The sequence below is a fragment of the Pseudomonas sp. RU47 genome (genome assembly GCF_004011755.1).
Classification (GTDB): Bacteria; Pseudomonadota; Gammaproteobacteria; order Pseudomonadales; family Pseudomonadaceae; genus Aquipseudomonas.
In genome coordinates this window covers 2,380,334-2,402,696 of record NZ_CP022411.1, presented here as the reverse complement: position 1 = coordinate 2,402,696, position 22,363 = coordinate 2,380,334, and the positions used below count along the sequence as shown (strand labels likewise).

The window sequence follows — 22,363 nt, the reverse complement described above, 5'->3', positions numbered from 1 at the left end:
ACAACCGGATAACGCCACACAGGATTTTCGCCATGAACACGCCGACCGCCGCCCTGCTTTGTCTGCTTCTGCTGTGCAGCAATGCAGGTGTGCGTGCCGACGACCTGATGGACAACGACGACCTGGCCCCGACCAGCAGCGACCTCGGCGAACTGCCCCCACCGGTGGGTCAGCAAGCCCTGATCGACCAGCTCGGCCAGGCCAACGTCGCCCTGCTGCAACAGAACGGTCAGTCGCTGCTCGGGCAGATCGTGCAGTCGGGCAGCAATCAGGAAGCGTACATCCTGCAACAGGGCAGCGACCTGATGGCGCTGATCAACCAGAACGGTTCCGGCAACGCCGCCTCCATTACCCAAAACGGCAGCCATAACCGCGCGCAGATTTCGCAAAACGGCAACAACAACGACGCCAGCATCGAGCAGGCCGGCGCGGGGCTGCAAAGCGCCGTGACCCAGTCGGGCAACGGCATGAGCGTTTCGGTCAAGCAATATCGCTAAGCACTGCCAATCATCGGAGAGTTCATCATGTTCAAACTGACGCCCCTCACCGCCGCCATCCTGGTCATGATCAGTGCCCAGGCGATGGCCGACGACAGCCTGTCCAACCAAAGCCAGGTCGGTACCGCCAACATCGCCGACGTGAAACAGACCCAGGCCCCGTTCAGCACCGCCACCCAAACCCAGCTGGGCCAAGGCAACGACGCCGCCGCCGTGCAAGATCACGCCACCAGCGTGATCACCCAAGACGCAGTCGGCGATTACAACGCGGCTTACGCGGAACAACTTTACGAAAACAACGCCACCATCACCCAGCAACAAGTCGGCGCCTTCAACACCGCCCACGCCAGCCAGTCGCTGGGCTTCGGCTCACCGAACAACGCGCTGCAACAGCAGCAAGGCACCGGCAACTTCTCGTTCATCTATCAGGATTCGCAGAACGGCAGCGAAGGCAAAACCTTCCAGTTCGGCGACAGCAACGAAGCCAACATCGAACAACTCTATGAAGGCACCGGCAACAGTTCGGTGATTACCCAATACGGCACCGCCAACTACGGCACCGCCGAACAAGTGCTGCACAACGGCGGCCAGATCGGCATCAACCAGGCCGGCGAAGGCAACTACGCCTACGGCGACCAGCGCAACGGCACTGGTGGCAACATCACCATCAACCAGTTCGGTAACCTCAACGGCACTGAAATCTGGCAGGACGCGCAACTGGCCAGCCAAGCCACCGTCAACCAGTACGGCGACAGCAACGAAACCGTGGTCGACCAAAGCTTCGGCGAAAACAACACCGCCGCCGTCACCCAGGTCGGGAATACAAACGCCATCTACGCCGACCAATTCGAATCGGTCAACTCGACACTGGCGTTGTATCAGGTCGGTAACGGCAACGTGCACTTCACCTACCAGAACGGCGACAGCCACGTGCTCAGCGCCACCTCCGTGGGCAACGACAACAAGGTCTACGCCAGCAACTGGAAAGGCCCGCAATCCGGCGGCCAGTTCGGCAGCGGCCAACGCGCGACAGTTACTCAGGCGGGCAATGGCAACATCGCCAGCTTCACTCAGGATGGCGTTGGGCAAGTCATGACCACGCATCAAACCGGGACTGGCAACAAGACCACGGTCAGTCAGGCTGAGTCGTATAACGAGCTGTATTTTGATCAGAATGGTAGCGACAACATTTTGATTTCCGATCAGCGCGGCACTGGCAACCTGGTGCAGGGTTCGTCGAATGGCACGGGGAACAGTGCTGAGTTTGATCAGTCCGGGTCGGGGAACCAGGCGTATACCGCGCAGCTGTATGGCAGTGACAACATGATCACGGTGAAACAGGCGGACACGATGAACGTGGCGTATGTGACCCAGGGCGGCACGGGGAACATTGCCAATGTGGATCAGAGTGGGGTTACGCAGACGGCGAATATTCAGCAGTTTGGGTCGGCTAACCAGGCGACGGTGTTGCAGCAGTAGAGGTTGGGTGTTGATGGACCGCGATTCTCTGGTGAGGGGGGTCGCGGTTTTTTTTGTGGTCTGACGTAGCCACCTGCGAGTCTTGCCAGACCAGCCGAGTCCTACAGAAAAAAGAAAGCTTTTACCAAATTCGTGGTGTTTTCCTACCACTTCTGGCGGTTGGCCGTCGGAAGCAGGGCGTCTAGGATTCTTTGGGACAAATTGATCCTCATGGAGCTTGACCAACGTGCTATTCATCCAGCCAGCGACGACAGCAAATGCTTTACCGAATAGACTTCGAGGCATTAAACCCGGAGGTGCCATGATCGACCCGTCTTTAATCGACCCACTGTGCCCAGTTGTTTCAGATCTTGACCCCGAAGAGCAGGCCGCCAGCTATGACCGTTGGTTAATCGCCAAAGTGCAGGCTTCGATGAGTGATACAAGACCGAGCATTCCAAATGATCAGGTTATGGCTGAGATGCGTGCCCTGATGGAAGCAAAGCGTAAAAAATACGATGCAGGTTGAGTGGCAGCCCGAAGCTCGGGCTGAACTCCTGAAAATCCTTGATTACATCAGTGACAGGAACTTAGTAGCGGCTGACAGACTTTCCCAAGCTATCGAAGGCGCTACGGTTACCCTTGCTCAACATCCACACGTCTATCGAATGGGTCGAGCACCCGGTACTCGCGAGATGGTCGTACACCCCAATTACCTGATCATTTATCAGGTGGTGGATCGGATAAATATTCTGAGCGTTTTGCATGCGCGTCAGGAATATCCATAACGCAGATCAAACGTAATTATTTGCAAACGAAAAAAGACGCGACCTTTTCGAGGGTCGCGTTTTTTGTTTTCTATTTTTCCTGAGCTATGGGGAACTCTTTGATGTTGATTCCGAGCGAATCAAAGAGTCAGCCCAGTCCCGCACTGTTTGATCATCGATGACGCGATCAGCATCCACATCGGCCAACGCTTCCAAGGTCGGACGGCGCTTTTCCACTTCCTTATCGTTTTGGATCTTCGGGGGAATTAGCCATCCTTCAACTCGACGTGATCCAGCGCTTGATTCACCGCCAGTTCGCCCAGCATGACGACTTGTGCGATACCCAGTGCAGTCTTGCGGTGTGAGGTTTCCAGGGAGGCGGCGAAGTTGATGAGCATCTCGCTGGCCGAGCCGAGGGTTTCGCTGGCGTTGGCCAGCAGGGATTCGGTGTTGTACCTGGGGTTGGCGAGGTACATGGGTTCCGGCTCGTTGGCGCAGGACATGATGTGGGCGGTGGGGTTGAGGTAGAAATCGAGGGCGCGGTCGGCGGCTTCGTGGAGTTTTTTGCTGTCGACTGAGGCGTAGGGGGATGTGCTGTCGGTGTCTGATTCTGGGGGATTGGGTGTTGGTTTTTTCATGATTATTTACCCTGTATGACGGTTATAGCTGGCCCCCATTCGGTTTCCAAGCGAATAGGTGGCAGCTGTACGCAGGTTGGAAACCCGGGACAGAGGCAACCCGGCAGACACAAGGTCTCCCACGCACAGCCGCCATAACAAAGTGCACACAGTGAAGGTGCGCAAGGATACGTTATGAATGGCGCTTGTGCGCTCTGTAGTTACTCGGGTTTCCACGCCCGGTCGCTGAATTGGCAGCGACGAACACAGGCTAGAGACCGGACGTCCGACGGACAACATGAAAACATTGTGGGAAGGTTCCGCCGATTCAGACACTTCTTTAAACACACTTCAGATCGCAGCCCTCACCCTAGCCCTCCCGAAACGTCGGACCGCCCGTAGGGAGAGGGAACTGACCGAGGTGTTTGGCAGAGGTACGCCGACGTGAAATACCGCGCCGAACTCAGGTTTTGAAAAGCCCGAAAATCGGCTCCCTCTCCCTCGGGAGAGGGCTGGGCGGGCGGCGTTCCGATGAGGGGCAGCAACAACGCAAATCAAAAGCCGAACACCCACGCTCTTCACCACTCAATAGGCCGAGTGTCAGCTCGCCTGCTTTTGATCTTGATCCACGGGCGACGTCGGAAGGCTGAGTGGAGGGATTGATCCGGGCGTGGGAGCGCAGCGACCGTTTGGCGAAGCCAAACACAGCGGGAGTAGGTGCAGCGAAGCAAACCGGAGACGCTGCGCCCGGATCGATCCCGGAGCGAAGGAACCCCGAGCTTTAGCGAGCGGGCCGCACGCAGGAGCAAGCCTTTTAGGTTACCTTTTCGGCGTTTGGAAAAGGTGACCCGCCGTCAGGGCGGAACCCTAAGTGGCCGTTACCGCAGGAATGGATATGTACTCGGTCAGCCAGAAAATCATTGCCTGAGCCGACGCCTTCGCGAGCAAGCTCGCTCCCACAATTTGACTAGGTACATCTGCCAGAGATTGGTCGGGTCTTAGGCCGCGATCGCCAGCAGGCCTAGCTCCTACAGTGGGAACCGAGTACATCGGCAAGAACCTGGTCGGCCCGAAGGCCGCCATGTTCACTCGGCATCCGGATCAACTTTGTTTGATAGTTGCAGTTGGCCCCATTCGACTTCCAGGAAAAATGGGTGGCAGCTGTACGCAGGCTGGAAATCCGGGAGAGAGCAACCCGGCAGACACGAATGTCTCCCGCGCACAACCGCCATAACAGAGTGCACACAATGAAAGTGCGCAAGCATACGTTATGAAAGGCGTATCTGCTCTCTCGTGTCTTCGGGTTTCCATGCCCGATCGCTGAATTGGCAGCGGCGAACACAGGCTAGAGACCGGACGTCCGACGGACAACCTGAAAACCTTGTGGGAAGGTTCCGTCGATTCAGACACTTCTTTAAACACACTTCAGATCGCTGCCCTCACCCTAGCCCTCCCGAAACGTCGGACCGCCCGTAGGGAGAGAGGCTGACCGAGGAGGTTGAAAGAGATACGTCGACATGCGCTACCGAGTTGAATTCAAGTCTCGAAAAACGCCAAAACCGGCCGCCTCTCCATTCCCAAACTACCAGGCTATCCATCAGGCAACGAACGAGACCCCAAACGTTTTGCGAACACGTTGGACGCGCACGCGAAATAGGTACTGATTATGCCGACGCGTGCTGGGAAATCTGCTTTCCAGCTAGATGGTAAAGCTGTCTCGGCCCGTGATATCGAACTCACCGTCGCTGATCAGAACACCGGGATGTACAGCATCTTTTGACTGGAAGTGAAACTTGCCTTTGTAGATATTCTTCTCGCGATCAAAGGTTATATCGAACGAGCCTTCATCGGCGTTGAAGATCCGGGTTGAGGATTTCCCGTCTACCTTCTCCATTGTGGAATAGGCTGCGGCCACGTGCCCATTAACGATATCACTGCGACCGTTTTCTATCTCGGCACTGAATACAACTTCAATGATTTTCACCACTGTTTTACCTTGGGAGTTTCGCGCTTCCTGAACAGCGGCCAACGTCAGATACATTCGTCGCATAGGAACGTGATAGTCATAGGCGAAATTCAAACCATCCGACACGAATGCCACACCATTGATGTTCGCGCGCAGGGAACCTGAGGAAGGGCTTTCTTCGCTCGGAAAAACAAATTCAGTCACCATGTTCATCTCCTTGATCGTCATGTCCTGTGACCAGATACCGAATCTGGCTGGATCAAGGTAGGCACGGCTTTTTACGCTGTCTACTGTCAACCTTGACAGTAGACAGCGCGGAAAATCTGTTGATGAATCTGAGGATGTTGTCCTGCGATGCGGAAAGTTGCCGACGGACAACCTGAAAACCTTGTGAGAAGGTTCCGCCGATTTAGACACTTCTTTAAACACACTTCAGATCGCTGCCCTCACCCTAGCCCTCTCCCGGAGGGAGAGGGAACTGACCGAGGTGTTTGGTAGAGGTACGCCGACGTGAAATACCGAGCCGAACTCAGATTTTTAAGCGTTGAAGCAAGAACCCCTCACCCTAGCCCTCTCCCAGAGGGAGAGGGGACTGACCGAGGTGTTTGGCAGAAGTACGCCGACGTGAAATACCGAGTCGAACTCAGATTTTTAAGCGTTGAAGCAAGAGCCCCTCACCCTAGCCCTCTCCCAGAGGGAGAGGGGACTGACCGTGGTGTTTGGAACGTGTACGCCGACGTGAAATACCGAGCTGAACTCTGATTTTGAAGCGTTGAAGCAAGAGCCCCTCACCCTAGCCCTCTCCCGGAGGGAGAGGGGACTGACCGTGGTGTTTGGTAGAGGTACGCCGACGTGAAATACCGAGCTGAATTCAGGTTTTGAAGCGTTGAAGCAAGAGCCCCTCACCCTAGCCCTCTCCCGGAGGGAGAGGGGACTGACCGAGGTGTTTGGCAGAGGTACACCGACGTGCGATACCGAGTTGAACTCAGATTTTGAAAGGCCCAAAAATCGGCTCCCTCTCCCTCGGGAGAGGGCTGGGGTGAGGGGCAAGAGCACCACAAACCCAAAGCCGACCACGCCCCGCTCTTCACCACTCAATAGGCCGAGTGCCAGCTCGCCTGCTCTTGATCTTGATCCACGGGCGACGTCGGAAGGCTGAGTGGAGGGAATGATCCGGGCGTGGGAGCGCAGCGACCGTTTGGCGCAGCCAAACACAGCGGGAGTAGGTGCAGCGAAGCAAACCGGAGACGCTGCGCCCGGATCGATCCCGGAGCGAAGGAACCCCGAGCTTTAGCGAGCGGGCCGCACGTAGGAGCAAGCCTTTTTGGTTACTTTTTCGGCGTCTGGAAAAAGTGACCCGCCGTAAGGGCGGAACCCTAAGCAGCCGTTACCGCAGAAACGGATATGTACCCGGTCAACCAGAACTCACCGCCCAGCCAGAACCTGGTCGGCCCGAAGGCCGCCACGTTCACTCCGCCTCCGGATCAATCTTGTTCTGGCTCAAATACCGATTCAACACATCATCCTGCCCAGGCACAGAAGCGTCCCCCGCCACCTGCCACAACCGCCGCTCAATCCCCTGCGCCACCATATGCCCCACCGCCGCCTCAATCGCCGACAACACACAAAGCTGCGCCGGCTCATTCGTCGTATACCCAACCTCAGCCTCAAGCAACTTCTTGAACTCGATAAACTTGAAAATCCCCGCACTGCGCGCCACCGAATAAATCGTCTTGCTGGTCATCACATTCGCCAACACCTGCCCACTGCGAACATCCACCGCCCGCAAATTCACAGTCACCTGATCCACCCGATACTCACGCTGCAAATCAATCCCCAGATACCGCGCCCCTTCCCCACCGCTACGCACATTGGTGTCATAAGCGATGATCCCGCCCTCGAGCATCATGTTCGCCGCCTGCAACGGCGGCAGCTCACCCTGAATATTCACCGGCGTATTCGGCTTCTTCTGCGACGCGCGAATAATCTTGCGTTCAGTCAACAGGTTCTGCAGCCCTTCCCGCTCCAGCACGACAAACCAGCCACTGGCCTGCATCGCGTCCATCAACATCGACGCCGCCCCCTGAGTCACACTGGTGGAAAACGAACTCGCCGGCGTCGGCTTGTACTGCCCGGTCTGGTCACGGAAGCCGTACACCACCGCCATCAACCGCCCCTTGGGTCGCGGCATCTTCAGCAAGTCGTAATAAGTCGAAGCCCTTGGAGTCAGGGTCGGGGTTTCGGTGTCCTGCTCGGCCGACATCGGCTCCCGCAGACTGCACCCTTGTAATGTCGCCAACAGCAGCCCTAACGCGATGATCTTTTTCATGTCCGTTCTCCCCGGAACCGTCAGCCCGTCACGGGTTGAGGCCGTTCACCTGAATTTCCGAAACCTCACCGGTCGCTCGATCGGTCACTTCAATGCTCAGTGCCCCGGAGTCGTCGATGACGTTGACGATAAAAGAGTCGGTGGACAGGCTCCCCGTGTTGCCAGTGGAGATGTTGTCCAGCAACTGCCCTAGCAGCCGCGATTGCAATTGACTGGTGAAACGCTCCAGCGCCGAGGTGCCCGCCACGCTCGAACGGCTTTTCAGGTCCGGGTCGTCGTGATCGTTTTGCGCCTGGGCGTTGTTGAGCAACCAGGTGCCGTTGAGCGGGTTGCCGCCGAACGACGGATTGACCGGTGTGTAGACCAGTTCGGTGGCCTGGACGGCAGCGGCGCTGGCGAGCCCGATCAACAACCCCGAGATCCAGAATCCGCTGCGCCGTGAGAACGTTGTGCTGTTCATAGTTCGTCCTTCTCAAGGTCGGTGGTGTCCTGCAACAGAGCCTCCAGCTTGCGCTGGACAACCTGGCGTCGAACCCAGTCGGCGGCCGCGTAGGCCTCGTCCTTCAGTTCCACGGTGTTCGGCGGCAGGAAGCGCCGATAAACCAGGCGTTGCTGATATTCCACGGTCACCAGGCTGCCCCAGCGCGCGTCGGGCCGCTCGCGCACCACCAGGTTGAAATCCATCCGGCTGGTGTCGCGCAGGCGTTCACTGAACGAGTAGTAAAAGTCGTGGCCGATGTGCGAGATCGTGTCATCGACGATGAAACCCATCATTTCGTCTTCTTCACCGGCCTGGGCGCAGCCCGCCACCACGGTGAGGACCAACGCGCACCACCATTGCCGAGTCATGGCTGCAGCGCCTGTGGCAAATTCGACTGGCCTTTCGCCGGGCCATTGGTGCCGTCGAGGAAGGCTTTTTCGGCGACGAACTGCCAGTCCGAATAACGCTGCATGCCGTCGAAATCCGACCACTGCGTCGGGAAGCCCGATTGCTTCAAAGGCAGCTCGGTCGAAGGGCTGTTGAGACCGGTGATGCGTCCATCGAAACCACGTTGCAGCGCCCATTCGCCCTGACCGATCGGATCCGGATAGAGCTGACGCAGGTGATGCCTGGCCTCGGGAAAACGCTGATCTTCAAGCAGATCCACCAGTTCTTTCGGGTACTGCGCCAACCCTGGCGAACTGCGGTAATAGCTGCGCAGCGCCTGGGCGTACTGAGTGCCGACCCAGAGCAACTGGCGTTCACGGTCGCGGCGCGAGGCGGTCGACCACAGTTCGCCGGCACTGGCCAGGCCCATGCCCATCACTACGATGAGGAACAGCACGCCGAGGTAGGTGAAACCACCCTGCTGCGCGCGGTTACCACTCGGAATACTGGCTGCCATCACGCGCCCTCCCGGTAGCACCGCTTTTGATATCGGCCACGCCGCCGGCAACGCCGTCCGGTGGCGCGATCAGCACCCACTGGTCTTTGCGTTCGGTGATCGGGTCGAGTGGTGCGTTGCGCAGGTAACGTTGTTCGATCAGTTGCTCGATGGAATCCGGATACCGTCCGGTGTCGCCGTAGAAGTGATCCAGCGCCTCGCGCATCGCCGACAGGCTCTGGCGCAGGGTGGTTTCCTTCGACGCATCAAGGCTGTTGAAGTAGCGCGGCAGCGCGATGGTCATCAGCGTGGCGATGATCGCCATCACCACCATCAGCTCCAGCAAGGTAAAACCTTTTTCCCGGCGCATGAGGTTCACCACTCGCGGTAGGCGATGCCGTTGAGGCCCTTGCCCCGGGCGTGGGAATAGACGTCGAACACGTCCTCGCCATCGCGCGGGTTCTGAGCCGAACTGTTGTAGGCGCGCACGCCCCAACCCCCTTCGTCATCACGTTTGGCCGGCACCAGCGGATCGCGCGGGATGCGGCGTAGAAAATAGAACTTGGCGCCTTTGGCACTGCGCACATCGCGCACGCCTTCGACCAGTACTTGCAGGTTCGGCGGGTAGCCGCTGCTGTTCAGCGACTTCTCGATGTAGCCGGCATCGAACGCGCGTTTATAGGCGTCGATGCCATCGCGAATCTGGTACAGCGCGTTGCGCAATTCCTGCTCCTTGCCACGCCGCACCAGAGTCTCGGTCAGTGGCGCGGCCATGCTCGCCAACAGGCCGATCAGGGCCAGCGTCACCACGACTTCGATCAGGCTGAAACCGCGCTGGGAGGCGTTCATGATCAAGGCTTCTCGACGGTGACACGGGTGGTGGCCACGGCCGACTCACCAACTGCACGCGGCTGCGCGGCAGGCGACGGCATCACGTAACTCTGCGAACGATCCGGGGCCTGAATGTGCATGCTGGTCTCAGTGCCGGTGGAGAACTCCATGTCCGACGGGCTCTGATACGGCAGGTTGCGCACGATCCGTGGGGTGATCGACAGCACCAGTTCGGATTTGCCGACGGTGTCCTTGTTGCTACCGAACAGCCGGCCAATCCCTGGGATATCGCCGAGGCCCGGAATCTTGTTGCCGGTGGCGCCGTGATCATTGCGCATCAGGCCGGCGAGGATCTGCGTTTCGCCGTCATGCAGGCGCAGCGAGGTTTGCGCGTTGCGGGTGTCGACCTGCACCGGAATCGTGCCCTGACGGGTCGGCTCCAGCGGCGTCGCATTACTGACTTCCAGGGCGATCTTGATCGCCACTTCGTTGTTCAGGTGCACGGTCGGTTGCACTTCGAGCTTCAGACCGACGTCGAGGTAAGTGACGCTTTCAGTGATCACCGGGCCTTGCGTCGACGGCACCGAAGTCGCGCTGATGATCGGCACACGCTGACCGATGTGGATACGCGCCTGCTCACGGTTGCTGACACGAATCACCGGGCTGGCGAGGGTGTTGATGTCATTGTCCTGAGCGTTGATCTTGGCTTGCGGCGATGGCGAAATCGAAATCCGGCTGGAGTTGATGCCTTTCAGTTGATCAAGCAGGGTCACCGCCGAACCGTCGCTGTTGACCACGCCGAAGGTGTTCGGCCATTGCAGGCCGAGGTCGAGAATGCGCTGGGTGGCGACTTCCATCACTTCCACTTCGAGCACCACTTCCGGGTTCGACTGGTCTTGCGACTGCAGCAGTTTCTCGGCCATGCGCACGGCGTCTTCGGTGTCGCGCATGGTCAGGGTGTTGAGGCGTTCGTCGACGAACACGTCGCGGGTCTTGAGCATGGTTTTGACCATGTTCAGCGCGGTGTTGGCGTCAATGCTGGTCAGGTAGAAGGTGCGCATCACCAGTTCCTGGTAATCCTTCACTTTCTGCGGTGAGTCCGGGTAGATCAGCAAGGTGTTTTCGTTCACCACTTTCTGGTGCAACTGGTTCTGTTGCAGCAGCAGGGTCACGGCGTCTTCAATGCGCACGTCACGCACGAAAATCGTCGCTTTCATGTCCGGGCGCAGGTCTTTGTCGAAGATGAAATTGAGCCCGGCGACCTGCGACAGCACTTCGAAAATGGTCTTCAGGTTGGCGTCGCGAAACTCCAGGGTCACCGGCCGATCGAGCTTGGTGCGCAGTTGCGGGTAGGCAATGACATTGCGGCTCTGCACCAGACGAATGTTGCCTTGCAGCTCCAGCGCGCCCTCATTGTTGGGGTCGAGTTCGAGGATCTGTTTGACCTGACGATCAGCGCCGTAGATGTCGCCGCGACGCAGGTCGCCACGGGCCAGTTCCAGTTTTTCGTCCATGCTGCGCAGGTAATCCATCTGCTTCAGAGCATCCTGAGCGCGGCGGTTGTTCGGCTCGATGGTCAGCACGCGGTTGTAGGCCACGCGCGCCGAAGCGAAGTCGCGGCGCGAACGGTCAGTGTCGCCGGTGGTCAGCAACGCCGTGATCGCCTTGGCCCGACCGCTGTTGAGCAGCAAGTGCAGTTCGGTGTCCCGTGGGTTTTCGCGCAGGCCTTCTTCGATTCGGGCCAGCCCCGCCTCGTACTGACCCTGTTCAATCAGGTCGGCGGCTTCCTTGTTGGCCACTTGTGCGGAACTGCACGCGGCCAGCCCGGCACACAGGCCCAGGCTCATCAGCAAACGGGAACGGTTCATTGCGTACTCCCCACAGACAGGGTCTGCGACAAATGCAAAGGCAGGTAGACCAGACTCAATTCCACATCGGAAATGCCGGTGATCTTCCAGGTGTCGTCGATCACATCCCCGTTGCGCACGACGTAGATCTTTTCGCCGTTCTGCAAAAACACTTGCAGGTCGCTGCGGTCATGCAGCCTGCCGACGAACTGAAACGGCACCGGTGGCAGGCTCGGGGCTTGCACCACAGTTGCTGGATTGATGGCCATTTCGGTGACCGTGGCCAGAGTCGGCGCGGCCTTCCAGAATTTGGCCGCGAACAAGTCACCGGCCGGGCTCAGGTCCTTGATCGACGCATCCTTGGCCTTGGCGGTACTGGCCGGCAGCGCGCCCCGGGGTTTCCCCGGCGTGGCGACGGCGACTTCGTTGGAATCGGCGTCTTCGCTTGGCGAGAAATATTCCGGCAACCACGCCAGCGCAGCAGCTACGCCGAAGAACGCCAACCAACCTGTCACGCGCTTGGTATTCATCACGACCTCGACAGGTAAAGGGTCATACGGATCCGGCCGTTGAGGTCGGTGTCGCCAATCTTCTTGCGTTGCAACTCGAGGTCTTCCACCACCACCGCCGGCAACTGGCCGAGCAAGGCGTGCAGAAAGCGCCGCAGTTGCGGGTAGCTGCCGCGCACTGGCAGGAGGATCTGATAGCGCGCCAGATGGGTTTTCGGGTCGACGCCGAGGGCGTATTCGCCGCGCGCCAGGGTGATGTGTTCTTGCGCTGCGAGGGCGTAGATGCGGTCGATGGCGACGGTGGCTTGCGGTTGCGCCGGCAGTTTGTTGCGGAAGTCGTCAAGCTGACGCTGCGGCACCACCGGCGGCGCGATGCTGCCGTCTTCAACCTTGGCCAGATACGCGCTCGCTTCCCGAGTCTGCAGGCTCAGGTGCTGCAATGATTGCCAACCCGGCAGCAAGCCACCGAGTGCCCAAGCGGTGGCGACCAGCAGCAATGCCAGCCCGGCGAGGCCCGGAATGCCGAGGCCTTGCAGGTATTCGTGGACGATCAGTCTAGGGATTCGCATCGCCAATCTCCCAAGTCGCCGACAGGTTGAATTGCACCGGTTGCTCCGGCGATTTGACGACGATTTCGTGGCTCAGTAGCGACACGTCGGACAGCTCGTCGCTGGCTTCCAGACGTTTGTGGAAGTCGAGCATCGCTTGCAGATCCCGCGCTTCAGCGCTGATGCGTACCTGGCCTTTGCGCGCATCCGGGGTCAGGGTCAGCAGCGCGACGTCATCGCGCGGCATCGCTTCGAGCATGGCGAACAGGCGTTCCCACGGCCGGCGCAGTTGCTGCGAGACCTTGCGCATTTCGGCGAGGTTTGCCGCTTGCTCACGGGTTTCCGCCGGGCTCAAGGTGGACTTGGCGCCGCTGTCGCCGGTGAGCTGACGCTGGGTGGTTTGCAGGTGGCCTTGTTGCTGTTCGGTGTGCGCGTCGAGGTGCTGTTGCACGCCGAAGCACAGCGCCGCCAACAACACACCGCCGCCAAGCAGGCTCCAGCCCAACGGGCCGGAACGCGGACGCGGCTGAAAGTCGAGATTGAGCGCGCGCATGTCAGGCCACCGCCCGGGACATGACGTACAAGCCGTCACGCACGTTCATCGCGTCGTCTTCAAGGGTGCGCAGTTGCACACCCGCCACGTCCGGATGCGCATCGAGGCGCGCCGGTGCATGCAGATAAACGTTGAACGCGCGTTCGCTCGTCGAGGCTTGCAGCTGGCGTTCGCGACCGATCAGGGCATTCAACGCGGCATCGCTGTCGCTGCCGCCCACCGAACGCACGCCGGCCCAGCGCCCTTCCCTCGCCAGCAACAACACACTGCGTTGCGGCTCGGCGACGACGAACAAGAAGTCGCCGGCATCAAGGCTTTTATCGAAGCGGTTGAACGCCGCCATCAGGTACGGCTGCACCGAGCGCAGACGCAATCCACGAGCGCTGACCAGCGTGCGCAAGCGTTCCAGTAAGTCCTGCGGCAAGGCGCTGGCGATGCGGTCGTAACCGGCCGGTTCGGCGGACAGCACCAGACTCCACGGCTGGGTCGGCGCGCCAAACAAGTCTTCGAAACACAGTTGAGCAAAGCCACGCAGTTCTTCCGGGCTGCTGATCTGCGCGCTCCACGGCACCAGGCAGAAACGGCTGAAGTGCCCGGAGATGACCACGCTCAATTCGGCACCGGCACGGGCGTGTTCACCGAGCAGGCGATCGAGGGTGTCCAGCGCCACCGCGTAGCTCTGGAAGCCTTCGTCGATGTAACCGACGCTGCCCAGCCACAGGGTGTCGCTGCCACGCCGCTGACCCAAGCCAACACCGCTGGCGCCGAGCACGGCGACAAAACGCTCACGCAATAAAAGTGACACGATTGATCTCCTCCAGCGTGGTGCGACCTTGTTCCACCAGCTCCAGCGCCGATTCACGCAGCAGGCGCAAACCACGGGCGCAGGCCAGGGCTTTGATTTGTTTGATCGGTTGGCGCTCGACGATCATCTGGCGCAGCTCGTCGTCGAGGTGCAGCAACTCGGCAATCGCCGTGCGCCCGCGATAACCACTGCCCCGGCAATGCCCGCAGCCCTTGCCGTGAACGAAGTGGTAATGGTCGACTTTCTGCGGATCGAGGCCCGAGGCGCGCAGCTCTTCATCACTTGGGTTGACCGGCGCGCTGCAACTGGCGCACACCAGCCGGATCAGGCGCTGGGCAAGAATCGCGTTGAGCGCCGAGACCAGGCTGTACGGGTCGATTTCCATTTGGGTGAAGCGGCCGATCACGTCGAAAACGTTGTTGGCGTGGATGGTGGTGAACACCAGGTGACCGGTGAGCGCCGACTGCACGGCGATCTGCGCGGTGTCCGGGTCGCGGATTTCGCCGACCATGATTTTGTCTGGGTCGTGGCGCAGGATCGAGCGCAAGCCTCGGGCGAAGGTCAGGCCTTTTTTCTCGTTGACCGGGATTTGCAGCACGCCCGGCAATTGGTATTCGACCGGGTCTTCGATGGTGATGATCTTGTCCACGCCGTGGTTGATCTCGGTGATCATCGCGTACAGCGTGGTGGTCTTGCCGCTGCCGGTCGGGCCGGTCACCAGGACCATGCCGTAGGGTTCGGCGGCGAGGCGGCGCAACTGGCGCAGGGTTTCGTCTTCAAAGCCCAGTGCCTGCAATTGCACGCCGCAGACCTTGTCGGCCAGATCCTGTTTGTCCAGCACCCGCAGCACCGCGTCTTCGCCAAAAATGCTCGGCATGATCGACACGCGGAAGTCGATCTGACGGCCGCTGATACCGATCTTGAAGCGACCGTCCTGCGGCACGCGTTTTTCGCCGATGTCCAGCTCAGCCATGACCTTGACCCGCGAGATCACCTGCTCGGCAAACTCGTTGCCCTGGACTTTGCTGATGTTGTTGAGCACGCCGTCGATGCGGTACTTGATCACCAGACCGTGGCCGGTGGTGCCGAGGTGGATATCGCTGGCGTGCATTTTCAGCGCGTCGTAGAGGGTCGAGTTGACCAGTTTCACCACGCTGCTGGCGTCTTCGCTGATGCTGGTCAGCGACAGGCTTTGCAGGGTGTCGATTTCGTTGTGGGTGTCGCCTTGGGCGTTCAGCGATTCGACCGCGTGGAAGCTTTCTTCGTGGCGGGCCAGATAGGCCTTGAGATCATCGGCGTGGACCAGATGCAGCGGCGCGCCGTGCAGGCAATCGTCGATCCAGGCCAGCCGCGCCGGGTCGAAGGGGTCGGCAAACACGCCGATGACTTCGTCGTTGTGGCGCAGCAGGATGAATTCACGTTTCAGGCATTGTGCGAGGGTGACCCGGTCGAACACCGGCGTCGCTTGAAACAGGCTGTCGGTGTCGAGCACCGGGTAATGCAGGGTGGCGCCGAGGGTGTGAATGAACGGCATCGGCGCCAGTTCACAGAGTACGCCAAGGGCTTCGAGGACGCGTTCGCCGGAGGTGGCGGCCCGCGCCCGGGCCTGGGCAAGCTGTTCACTGGAAAAACGCTCGGGGGCGCATTCGGCCAGCAGCGGTTCGACGACAACGGACAGACGTTCCATGGCTTGCTCTCCAACCGGGGCTTAGAGCCCTGTCGGCGCGGCAAACCTTGGCGGCAAGTGCCGGAACGTCTGATCGCGCCATTACTCCCCGGTGAGCATTTGATCGTCGTCCGGCGCCATGGATTGCGACTGCCGTCGCCGATCCGCCAACACCCAACTGCCATCGTACAACTGCAACGGGAAGCTCTCGGTCCTGCTCTGGCGTCGTTCGACGAAGCCCTCGGAAGGGCTCGCACCGGGTTTCGCTTCGCGCTTGATGCCCAGAAGGTCGCAGACAGCTCGGGCCAGTTCCGCCAATGGAAACGGTTTGAACAGGATGTGGCTGACTTGCAGTTGCCGCGCCCGCTCACAGACTTCAGCGGTGGGGTGACCTGTTATCAGCACAAAATTACACGTCCTGTTCTGGCGGACCGCGTCGAGCACCTCAAAGCCTTCCATATCGGGCAAGCGGTAATCGAACACCAGCACGTCGGGGGCGAACGTTTCGGCCAAACCGATACCCGTCGCTCCATCATGTGCAATCCGGACGTCCAGCCCCTGCGCCGACAGATAATCCTGAAGGTTCTGTGCAAGCAGCTGTTCGTCTTCGACAACCAGTACTTTGTTAACCAAGGTCGACTCCTTGAAACAGCAGGTCCGATGACCCCGCCCTGAGAGTGCGCCTTACCATCGGTAACGCACACTTCATGCCAGGCTGAGTGCCGGTGATTTTACGTCTTCATGTCCTTGAATTTAATGACAATGCCCGCTCGTCCCGGTACCCCGTTCCCCAGAAACGGGGAAGCACCTGAATGGGCATCGAAGCCATTCCCCACTATTGGGGGGGAACCTTCAGTCGTCGTCAATTCGTTCGATCCTGTTCTGCACTCGTAATTGCGCGAGCACCTGACGACGAGCCTGGGTCTGTTGCTGTCGGGCGAGCTGTGCCCTGACTGTATCCAGCCCCTGCGAATCTGGGACATCGGCGGCCTCCAGGTGGTTCGGCAAATAAATCACATGCCAGCCAAACGGTGAACGCACCGGTTCGCTGGCGAAACTCGCCCCGCTGACAATCGAGGCGCGCATTTGCAACAAGCGTAGACGCGCTTCAGCCACTGTGGCTGCATCCGCTTGCACGGGCACGCGGATCAACAGGTGGCGCGGTTGCAAGGTATTGGCGCGGATCAGTTCGGCGAACATCCGCTGCGCCGCCAGTTCGCGGCGGGTGTACTCGGTGAAGGATGCCTCATCGAAACCGGCGTCCTGCAAGCGCCGGACGAATTTATCCGTGCCGCCGATGGCACTGCGGGTCTGCTCGACTTGCTGACGCACCACTTGATCGTCGATCTGCACACCGCGCTTTTGCGACTCCTGCCACAGCAGTTCTTTGTCGATCAGCGTTTGCAGCGCTGCCTGACGCAGCTCTTTATAGGCTTTGGGACTACGAATGCTGGCCACGGCGCGGCCCTGATCTTCCAGGTATTCGGCGAAAAAGCGCTCGAAGCGAAATCCGGAAATCTCCTCGCCGTTGACCCGTGCCACGGCCGGTTCGTTATTGGCCCACGCGAGCGGTAGCCAGCAGGTCAGCAGCATTATCAGCGTTGTGAGCTTCATGATCGAGCCCTCCATTCAGGGGCTGGCAACAATCGGTTTATAAGGCGCGACCAGATAAAAGCGCTGATCCGGCAAGTCCACGGTGACCACATGCGCGCCGCTCAAGCCCAGGCGTCGGCCGGGGCCGAAACTCAGGCGCGGGGTCAGGCCGGTGTCGAAGTCGTGCAGGCCTTCCAGCGCCGTCACCAGTTTTTCCCGGCTGGCGTCGCGGCCGGCCTGTTTCATGCCTTCGCTGAGCAGCAACATCGAGGTGTAGGCGCCGACTTGCAGCACCGCATGCTCGGCGCCGAGGCCTTGGCCTTCGCGCAGCGCCGTCAGGGCCATGCGCCCGGTCTGGGTCCAGTCGCTGGGCACGAACGGATAGGCGAGAAACACCCGTCGGGTGAATCCGTCCGGCACTTGCAGCAGATCGCCGGCCACCTGGCTTGAAGCGGCGAACAGATACGGCACTTGCCCGGCGCTTTGCAACCGCGTCGCCAGACGACTGAAGCCGCCGCCATTGCCCAGATAGAACACTGATCGTGAGCCCAGCGGCAAAGCTTCTGCTGCCGGGTCGTAGGCTTGCAGAAGGACTTTCTGCCAGCCGTGATCCTGTAGGTATTGAGCGAGGGTCGCCGCCGCTTGCGCTTGCAACGGGTCATCGGGATAGGCGATCAGCGTCGGCCCTTGCAGCACGCGCAGGCTGGCCGTGGCGTAGTCGGCCAAGGCGATCAATTGCTCGCGCAAACCCGGCAACGGCTCGAAAATCTGCGGACTGGCCTGCATCGCCCCGAGCAACGACAAGGCACCGATCAGTGGCACGCCGGACTGCTCCAGCCGGTTCGCCAGTTCGCCGTCGAGGGCCGGTGCCAGCGGTGCGATCAACGCGAACACTTGTTCCTGCTCGATCAAACGCTGCAATGCCTGCTCGGCACTGGCCCGATCCGGACCGGGATCAATCACCGTCAACCGCAACTGCCGGCCGTGTATGCCACCGGCCTGGTTGATCCGCGCGACACTGCCGTTGAGCACAGCTGCCACCGTCGCGCCCTCCTCGGCCAATGGGCCTTGGCTGGGCAGCAAGGTGCCCAGGTGCAAAGTCTCGGCATCGAGGCCGGGGTCGCGTTCATCGGCGAGGCGTTTCAGATAGGCGGTGAGGTTGCGCTGATCCTTCATCGACAGCAGAAAGCGCGGCATGCTCGGGTCGAGACGATTGTGGCCGGGGTCGCGACCCTGCTCGATGGCAATGGCCAGAGTGCTTTCGCTGTAGGCCGGATAGCTGCGCCCGTTGACCTGCTGCTGGCCGTAGGTGCTGGTCAGTCGCGCCCAGTTCAGCGGCGGCGGACGCACCCCGCCTTCGGGTCGACCGAGGCCATCGGCGCCATGGCAATTGGCGCACGGCAGACTGGTCGCCGGCAGTAACACATCCGCCGCGCCGACCCGCGCCATGATCGCTTCGCCACTGGCTGACAGGCCTTGGCGGTACAAGCGTTTGCCCGCCGCCTCTTCGGGTGTCAGCGGCGCAGCGCTCGCGCCAAGGCTGACGCCAGCGAGCAGGATCAGGGCGAGGACGCGGCTCAGGTTCATGGCGCGGACTCAACGGCCAGCCACGGGCATTGTCAGCAACTGCAAGCGCTGGGCAATGGCGGCGGCCGGGGCATCGGGACGGATCTTGCTCCAGCGTTTGTTGGCGACATCGCCGACGATCAACTGCGTGGAGTGTTGCTCGGGCGTCGGCACGATCTGGCCGATGCGGCTCAGCACCAGGTCCATCTGCGCTTTGTCGCCAGTAAGAAAAAGCCAATGAGGGTCATCGGAACCCTGCTTCAAGGTGTAAGCCTTGAGCACCGCTGGCGTGTCGCGCAGCGGGTCACTGGTAAGGGAAATGAAGGTAATGTCCTGTGCCTTGTCACCGAGCAGCTCGCGGACTTCCTTGAGCTTTTGCGTGATCAGCGGGCAGGCATCGTTGCAACTGGTGAAGATCACGTTGAGCAGAACGATGCGGTTTTGCAGCGCATCGCTGTAGAAGCGCAACGTCTCGCCGTTCTGATCCTGCAACGGCGTGTCGGTGAACCAGGTTTTCGCGTCGTGAGTGCCTTTGGCCGGCGCGGCGGCAACCGTGGCTGGTGGTTCTGAAACGTGGTCTTCGTGGGCGAACGCGACGTTACCGAGAATCCAGAAGCACACGGTCAGGGAGATCCAGTCGAGCAGTCTCATGGCTGTTGCTCCATGGCGATGGCGGTGTGTTTGGCGTGGGTGCGCAGGCCGCTGAGTTTTTCCACTTCCTTGGCCAGCAGCGCCGGATCAGTGAAGCCGTAGTAGCGCATCCAGTGGCGGCTGTCGCCGTCGCCGACGAGGATCAGCGGTTGATGACTCTTCAGGTCGCCGCTGAAACTGCCGAGGCCCTTGAGGGTTTCATTGATCGACTGTGGCGAACCGGTCAGCCAGCTCCAGCCCGGCCCGCGCTGAAAGGTACGGGCATAGTCCTGCAGGCGTTTCGGGTCGTCGCGCTGTGGGTCGATGCTGATCGACACCAGTTGCACTTCCTCGCCGACGCGCGCACCGAGCTGCTTCTGCACCTTGCCCATGATCGACGAGACCACCGGGCACACCGTCGTGCAACTGGTGTAGATAAAACTCATGACGACGATTTTGCCCTGCACCAGGTCTTGTTCGAGGCGCACGGTTTTACCGTTTTGATCAAGCAGCGGCACGTTGGCGAATTTCACCTGGGCATGTTCCTGGGTGTTGCTGGCCGGGGCTTTGTGTCCGGCGTGTTCGTCTGCCGAGTGGGCGTTGGCGTGTTGAATGCCGAGGCTCAACAGGCACAGGGTCAGCAGGCCAGTGGATGCAAATCGGTTCATGTCGAAACTCCTCTTCAACGGGCCTGGCCGGGGGCTACCCGAACACTGGCAAAGGTCTTGTCATCGAAACCGGCGCCCAACGAGGCCGCACGCACATGCAGATACCAGGCGCCGCTGCGGTCGAGGGTGATCGGCGCTTCGTACACGCCGTCGGCGACTTCCCGCGCCGCCACTTCACGCGGGTGCGAGGTGGGCGCGAGGTAGTAGCGCAGTTGCACGTCTTTCACGCCGCTGCGCTGGGTTTTGTCTTTGCCTTGAACGATGCGGAAGCGCACGACGTAAGGGTCGTTGAGTGCCACGGCAGTCTTGTCGAGGAGGAACACGACTTTCGGCTGGCCGAGGTGTTTTTGCTGTTTGCCGTCAGGATCAATTTGCGCGGTAAAGCAGTGAATGATGTTTGGCTGGTTGAGCAGAAACGCCACGTCAAAGCGCCCCGCCGCCGGCAGCTTCACCCGCGCGCTGTACAGCCCCGGCGAGACTTCGCGCAGGCTGCGATCGATAACCATGGCGGCGCGGGCGATCTGGCCACGGTTGGGGTAACCGGACATCGGCGCGTTCATGCCTTCGGCGTAGAAATAGGTGGTGTTGTCGACCGGGTTGACCACGAACACAGCGTTGTCATCGCGCGACACTGCCAGGCTTGAGGCCAGCGGCAAATCCCCGGCCAGGCGCGGCGCTTGCGGGCCAGCCTCGAAACCCTGGCTGATCGGCTGGCGACCTTCGCCGAGGGAGGACAGGTTGATCATGGTGACTTTCGGTGAAGCGAGTCCGCGGATGTAGGCGTAGGCCTGGGTGAACACCACTTGGTAGGGTTCGGCGCTGACGTCCAGATCATGGATGGCTATGTTGGTGGCGGCGTCGATGATGCTGGCGCGGTTTTCCACGGTGTTGAGCACTACACCGAAGCGGCCGTCGGCGCTGAAGCCCATGGGACCGAGGCCTTGTTGCAGTTTGATCACCCGGCGGATGGCGTGAGTACTAGCGTCGATCACGGTGACGGTGCCGTCTTTGCCATCGGCGACGTAGACCGCGCCGGACAATGGCGAGTAAGCGACGGATAACGGGTGGGAGCCGGTCTTGATCTGCTGGACGATGTTCAGGCTGGCGATGTCGATCACGCTGACGGTGCCATCGTCACGGTTGCTGACGAAGGCGAAGCGGCTGTCCTTGCTGAAGCTGATTTCGTGGTGGCCGCGACCGGTCGGCAGATGTTTGAGGGATTTGAGGCTTTGCGTGTCGATCACCGTCACGCCGGAGTCTTGCGCCTTGCTGGCGTTGTTGCCGACCCACAGCAGGCGTTCATCCGGTTGCAACGCCACGCGCACCGGTTGGCTGCCGGCCTTGATCGAATCGAGAACCTTGAATTGTTCGCTGTCGATGACGGCCACTTCGCCCGCTGTCGGCATCGAGACGAATACGCGTTTGTTGTCTTTGGGGGTGACCCAATCCATCGGCGGTTGCTTGAGTTCGATCCGCGCGAGGGTGCTGGTGATGCCGCCCACTGACACAGACGGATCGACCACGGCGATGCTGGCGTCGCGGTTCATCACCAGCAGGAAATAGCTGTTGAGGTCGAGCAACGGCCGCGCGCCGATGTTGGACTTGAGGAACACGCCGACTCGGGCTTTGCAGCTTTGGTCGCGGCCCTGAGCCTGGTCGGCGGCGAGGGTTTGCGGATCGACCCAGGCGCCCGGCGCTACCCCGGACAACGGCTGGCCGGAGGCGCCGTCAGTGACGCGGAACTGCACATCGGCGAATTCGCCTTCACGCAGTGTGCCGTCGGCGGCCAGTGGCTTGAGGTTGAAATCCACCGCCACACCATCGCGGGCCAGCGTCTGCCCACCGCCGGTTTGCGCCAGCGCAATCTCGCTCAGCGTCAACAACGCCCCGGCCACGGCCAGGGTGCAAATACCGATGATGTTGATGATCCTGTTCATATCATCCTCCCCTACACATTCAAACCAAACGACGCGATCCCTGTGGGAGCGAGCCTGCTCGCGAAGGCGTCTTCAACCTCACCCTTAAAAACCGAGTTGCCCCCATTCGCGAGCAAGCTCGCTCCCACAAGGGATTTGCATCCATCCCACTCCCTCACTGCGACCACTGCCCACTGTGGGAGCGAGCCTGCTCGCGAAGGCGTCTTGCGCCA

Annotated in this window: 24 protein-coding genes; 4 read left to right on the top strand and 20 right to left on the bottom strand. The window is 60.4% G+C overall.

The features are described 5' to 3' along the window. The first annotated feature begins 32 nt into the window (after positions 1-32). The 4 genes from CCX46_RS10980 (at position 33) to CCX46_RS10965 (ending at position 2,743) form a co-directional block, all read left to right on the top strand. Positions 33-497 carry a curlin gene (locus CCX46_RS10980; RefSeq protein WP_127926664.1) on the top strand — a complete coding sequence of 155 codons (465 nt, stop codon included), beginning with the start codon at positions 33-35 and terminating at the stop codon, positions 495-497. A 27-nt stretch (positions 498-524) separates the two neighbouring features. Further along, the gene (locus tag CCX46_RS10975; RefSeq protein WP_127926663.1) at positions 525-1,976 is read left to right on the top strand and encodes a curlin; all 1,452 of its coding nucleotides are present in this window, start codon (positions 525-527) and stop codon (positions 1,974-1,976) included. 301 nt (positions 1,977-2,277) lie between these two features. Beyond that, positions 2,278-2,484, top strand: coding sequence for a type II toxin-antitoxin system RelB family antitoxin (gene relB, locus CCX46_RS10970; RefSeq protein WP_083368637.1), 207 nt, complete (start codon positions 2,278-2,280; stop codon positions 2,482-2,484). Then, entirely contained in the window at positions 2,474-2,743 is a 270-nt protein-coding gene (locus tag CCX46_RS10965; RefSeq protein ID WP_127926662.1) for a type II toxin-antitoxin system RelE/ParE family toxin, read from the top strand. Before relB ends, CCX46_RS10965 begins: the two co-directional genes overlap by 11 nt. 245 nt (positions 2,744-2,988) lie before the next feature. Here CCX46_RS10965 and CCX46_RS10955 read toward each other — a convergent pair whose 3' ends face one another. From CCX46_RS10955 to CCX46_RS10860, 20 genes are all read right to left on the bottom strand, one after another. Further along, positions 2,989-3,360, bottom strand: a complete 372-nt coding sequence (locus CCX46_RS10955) for a DUF6124 family protein (protein WP_127926661.1) — start codon at positions 3,358-3,360, stop codon at positions 2,989-2,991. 1,678 nt (positions 3,361-5,038) lie between these two features. Further along, the gene (locus CCX46_RS10950) at positions 5,039-5,512 is read right to left on the bottom strand and encodes a hypothetical protein (RefSeq protein WP_127926660.1); all 474 of its coding nucleotides are present in this window, start codon (positions 5,510-5,512) and stop codon (positions 5,039-5,041) included. Positions 5,513-6,773: 1,261 nt separating this feature from the next. Continuing rightward, the gene (locus CCX46_RS10945) at positions 6,774-7,634 is read right to left on the bottom strand and encodes a CsgG/HfaB family protein (protein ID WP_038364894.1); all 861 of its coding nucleotides are present in this window, start codon (positions 7,632-7,634) and stop codon (positions 6,774-6,776) included. Between the two features lie 28 nt (positions 7,635-7,662). Then, positions 7,663-8,094, bottom strand: coding sequence for a curli assembly protein CsgF (locus CCX46_RS10940; RefSeq protein ID WP_016987875.1), 432 nt, complete (start codon positions 8,092-8,094; stop codon positions 7,663-7,665). Beyond that, the gene (csgE, locus tag CCX46_RS10935; RefSeq protein WP_127926659.1) at positions 8,091-8,483 is read right to left on the bottom strand and encodes a curli production assembly/transport protein CsgE; all 393 of its coding nucleotides are present in this window, start codon (positions 8,481-8,483) and stop codon (positions 8,091-8,093) included. The genes CCX46_RS10940 and csgE overlap by 4 nt, the downstream gene beginning before the upstream one ends. Next, positions 8,480-9,019 carry a type II secretion system protein gene (locus CCX46_RS10930; protein WP_127926658.1) on the bottom strand — a complete coding sequence of 180 codons (540 nt, stop codon included), beginning with the start codon at positions 9,017-9,019 and terminating at the stop codon, positions 8,480-8,482. The genes csgE and CCX46_RS10930 overlap by 4 nt, the downstream gene beginning before the upstream one ends. Then, positions 8,994-9,368: a type II secretion system protein gene (locus CCX46_RS10925; RefSeq protein WP_064392635.1), complete on the bottom strand. Its 375-nt coding sequence runs from the start codon at positions 9,366-9,368 to the stop codon at positions 8,994-8,996. The genes CCX46_RS10930 and CCX46_RS10925 overlap by 26 nt, the downstream gene beginning before the upstream one ends. A gap of 5 nt (positions 9,369-9,373) precedes the next feature. Further along, on the bottom strand, positions 9,374-9,847 hold the full coding sequence (locus CCX46_RS10920) for a type II secretion system protein (RefSeq protein ID WP_038364886.1): 474 nt from the start codon (positions 9,845-9,847) through the stop codon (positions 9,374-9,376). Positions 9,848-9,849: 2 nt separating this feature from the next. Continuing rightward, positions 9,850-11,697: a secretin N-terminal domain-containing protein gene (locus CCX46_RS10915; RefSeq protein WP_122597817.1), complete on the bottom strand. Its 1,848-nt coding sequence runs from the start codon at positions 11,695-11,697 to the stop codon at positions 9,850-9,852. Further along, positions 11,694-12,206 (bottom strand): hypothetical protein, encoded by a 513-nt coding sequence (locus CCX46_RS10910; RefSeq protein ID WP_127926657.1) that lies wholly within the window; start codon positions 12,204-12,206, stop codon positions 11,694-11,696. Before CCX46_RS10910 ends, CCX46_RS10915 begins: the two co-directional genes overlap by 4 nt. Next, positions 12,206-12,754: a GspMb/PilO family protein gene (locus CCX46_RS10905; RefSeq protein WP_127926656.1), complete on the bottom strand. Its 549-nt coding sequence runs from the start codon at positions 12,752-12,754 to the stop codon at positions 12,206-12,208. The genes CCX46_RS10910 and CCX46_RS10905 overlap by 1 nt, the downstream gene beginning before the upstream one ends. Further along, positions 12,741-13,286, bottom strand: coding sequence for a PilN domain-containing protein (locus CCX46_RS10900; RefSeq protein ID WP_127926655.1), 546 nt, complete (start codon positions 13,284-13,286; stop codon positions 12,741-12,743). Before CCX46_RS10900 ends, CCX46_RS10905 begins: the two co-directional genes overlap by 14 nt. Position 13,287: 1 nt before the next feature. Then, positions 13,288-14,091 carry a hypothetical protein gene (locus CCX46_RS10895; RefSeq protein WP_127926654.1) on the bottom strand — a complete coding sequence of 268 codons (804 nt, stop codon included), beginning with the start codon at positions 14,089-14,091 and terminating at the stop codon, positions 13,288-13,290. Beyond that, positions 14,072-15,778, bottom strand: a complete 1,707-nt coding sequence (locus CCX46_RS10890) for a GspE/PulE family protein (protein WP_102902838.1) — start codon at positions 15,776-15,778, stop codon at positions 14,072-14,074. Before CCX46_RS10890 ends, CCX46_RS10895 begins: the two co-directional genes overlap by 20 nt. A gap of 81 nt (positions 15,779-15,859) precedes the next feature. Next, complete coding sequence (locus CCX46_RS10885; protein ID WP_007919379.1) at positions 15,860-16,390, bottom strand: response regulator; 531 nt, start codon at positions 16,388-16,390, stop codon at positions 15,860-15,862. Positions 16,391-16,609: 219 nt separating this feature from the next. Further along, positions 16,610-17,371, bottom strand: coding sequence for a peptidylprolyl isomerase (locus tag CCX46_RS10880; protein WP_127926653.1), 762 nt, complete (start codon positions 17,369-17,371; stop codon positions 16,610-16,612). Positions 17,372-17,386: 15 nt separating this feature from the next. Beyond that, on the bottom strand, positions 17,387-18,937 hold the full coding sequence (locus tag CCX46_RS10875) for a cytochrome c/ABC transporter substrate-binding protein (RefSeq protein WP_127926652.1): 1,551 nt from the start codon (positions 18,935-18,937) through the stop codon (positions 17,387-17,389). A gap of 9 nt (positions 18,938-18,946) precedes the next feature. Continuing rightward, on the bottom strand, positions 18,947-19,567 hold the full coding sequence (locus CCX46_RS10870; RefSeq protein ID WP_127926651.1) for an SCO family protein: 621 nt from the start codon (positions 19,565-19,567) through the stop codon (positions 18,947-18,949). Next, positions 19,564-20,214, bottom strand: a complete 651-nt coding sequence (locus CCX46_RS10865) for an SCO family protein (RefSeq protein WP_095120160.1) — start codon at positions 20,212-20,214, stop codon at positions 19,564-19,566. Before CCX46_RS10865 ends, CCX46_RS10870 begins: the two co-directional genes overlap by 4 nt. Positions 20,215-20,228: 14 nt before the next feature. Then, positions 20,229-22,151, bottom strand: coding sequence for a YncE family protein (locus CCX46_RS10860; protein ID WP_127926650.1), 1,923 nt, complete (start codon positions 22,149-22,151; stop codon positions 20,229-20,231). Positions 22,152-22,363 lie beyond the last annotated feature (212 nt).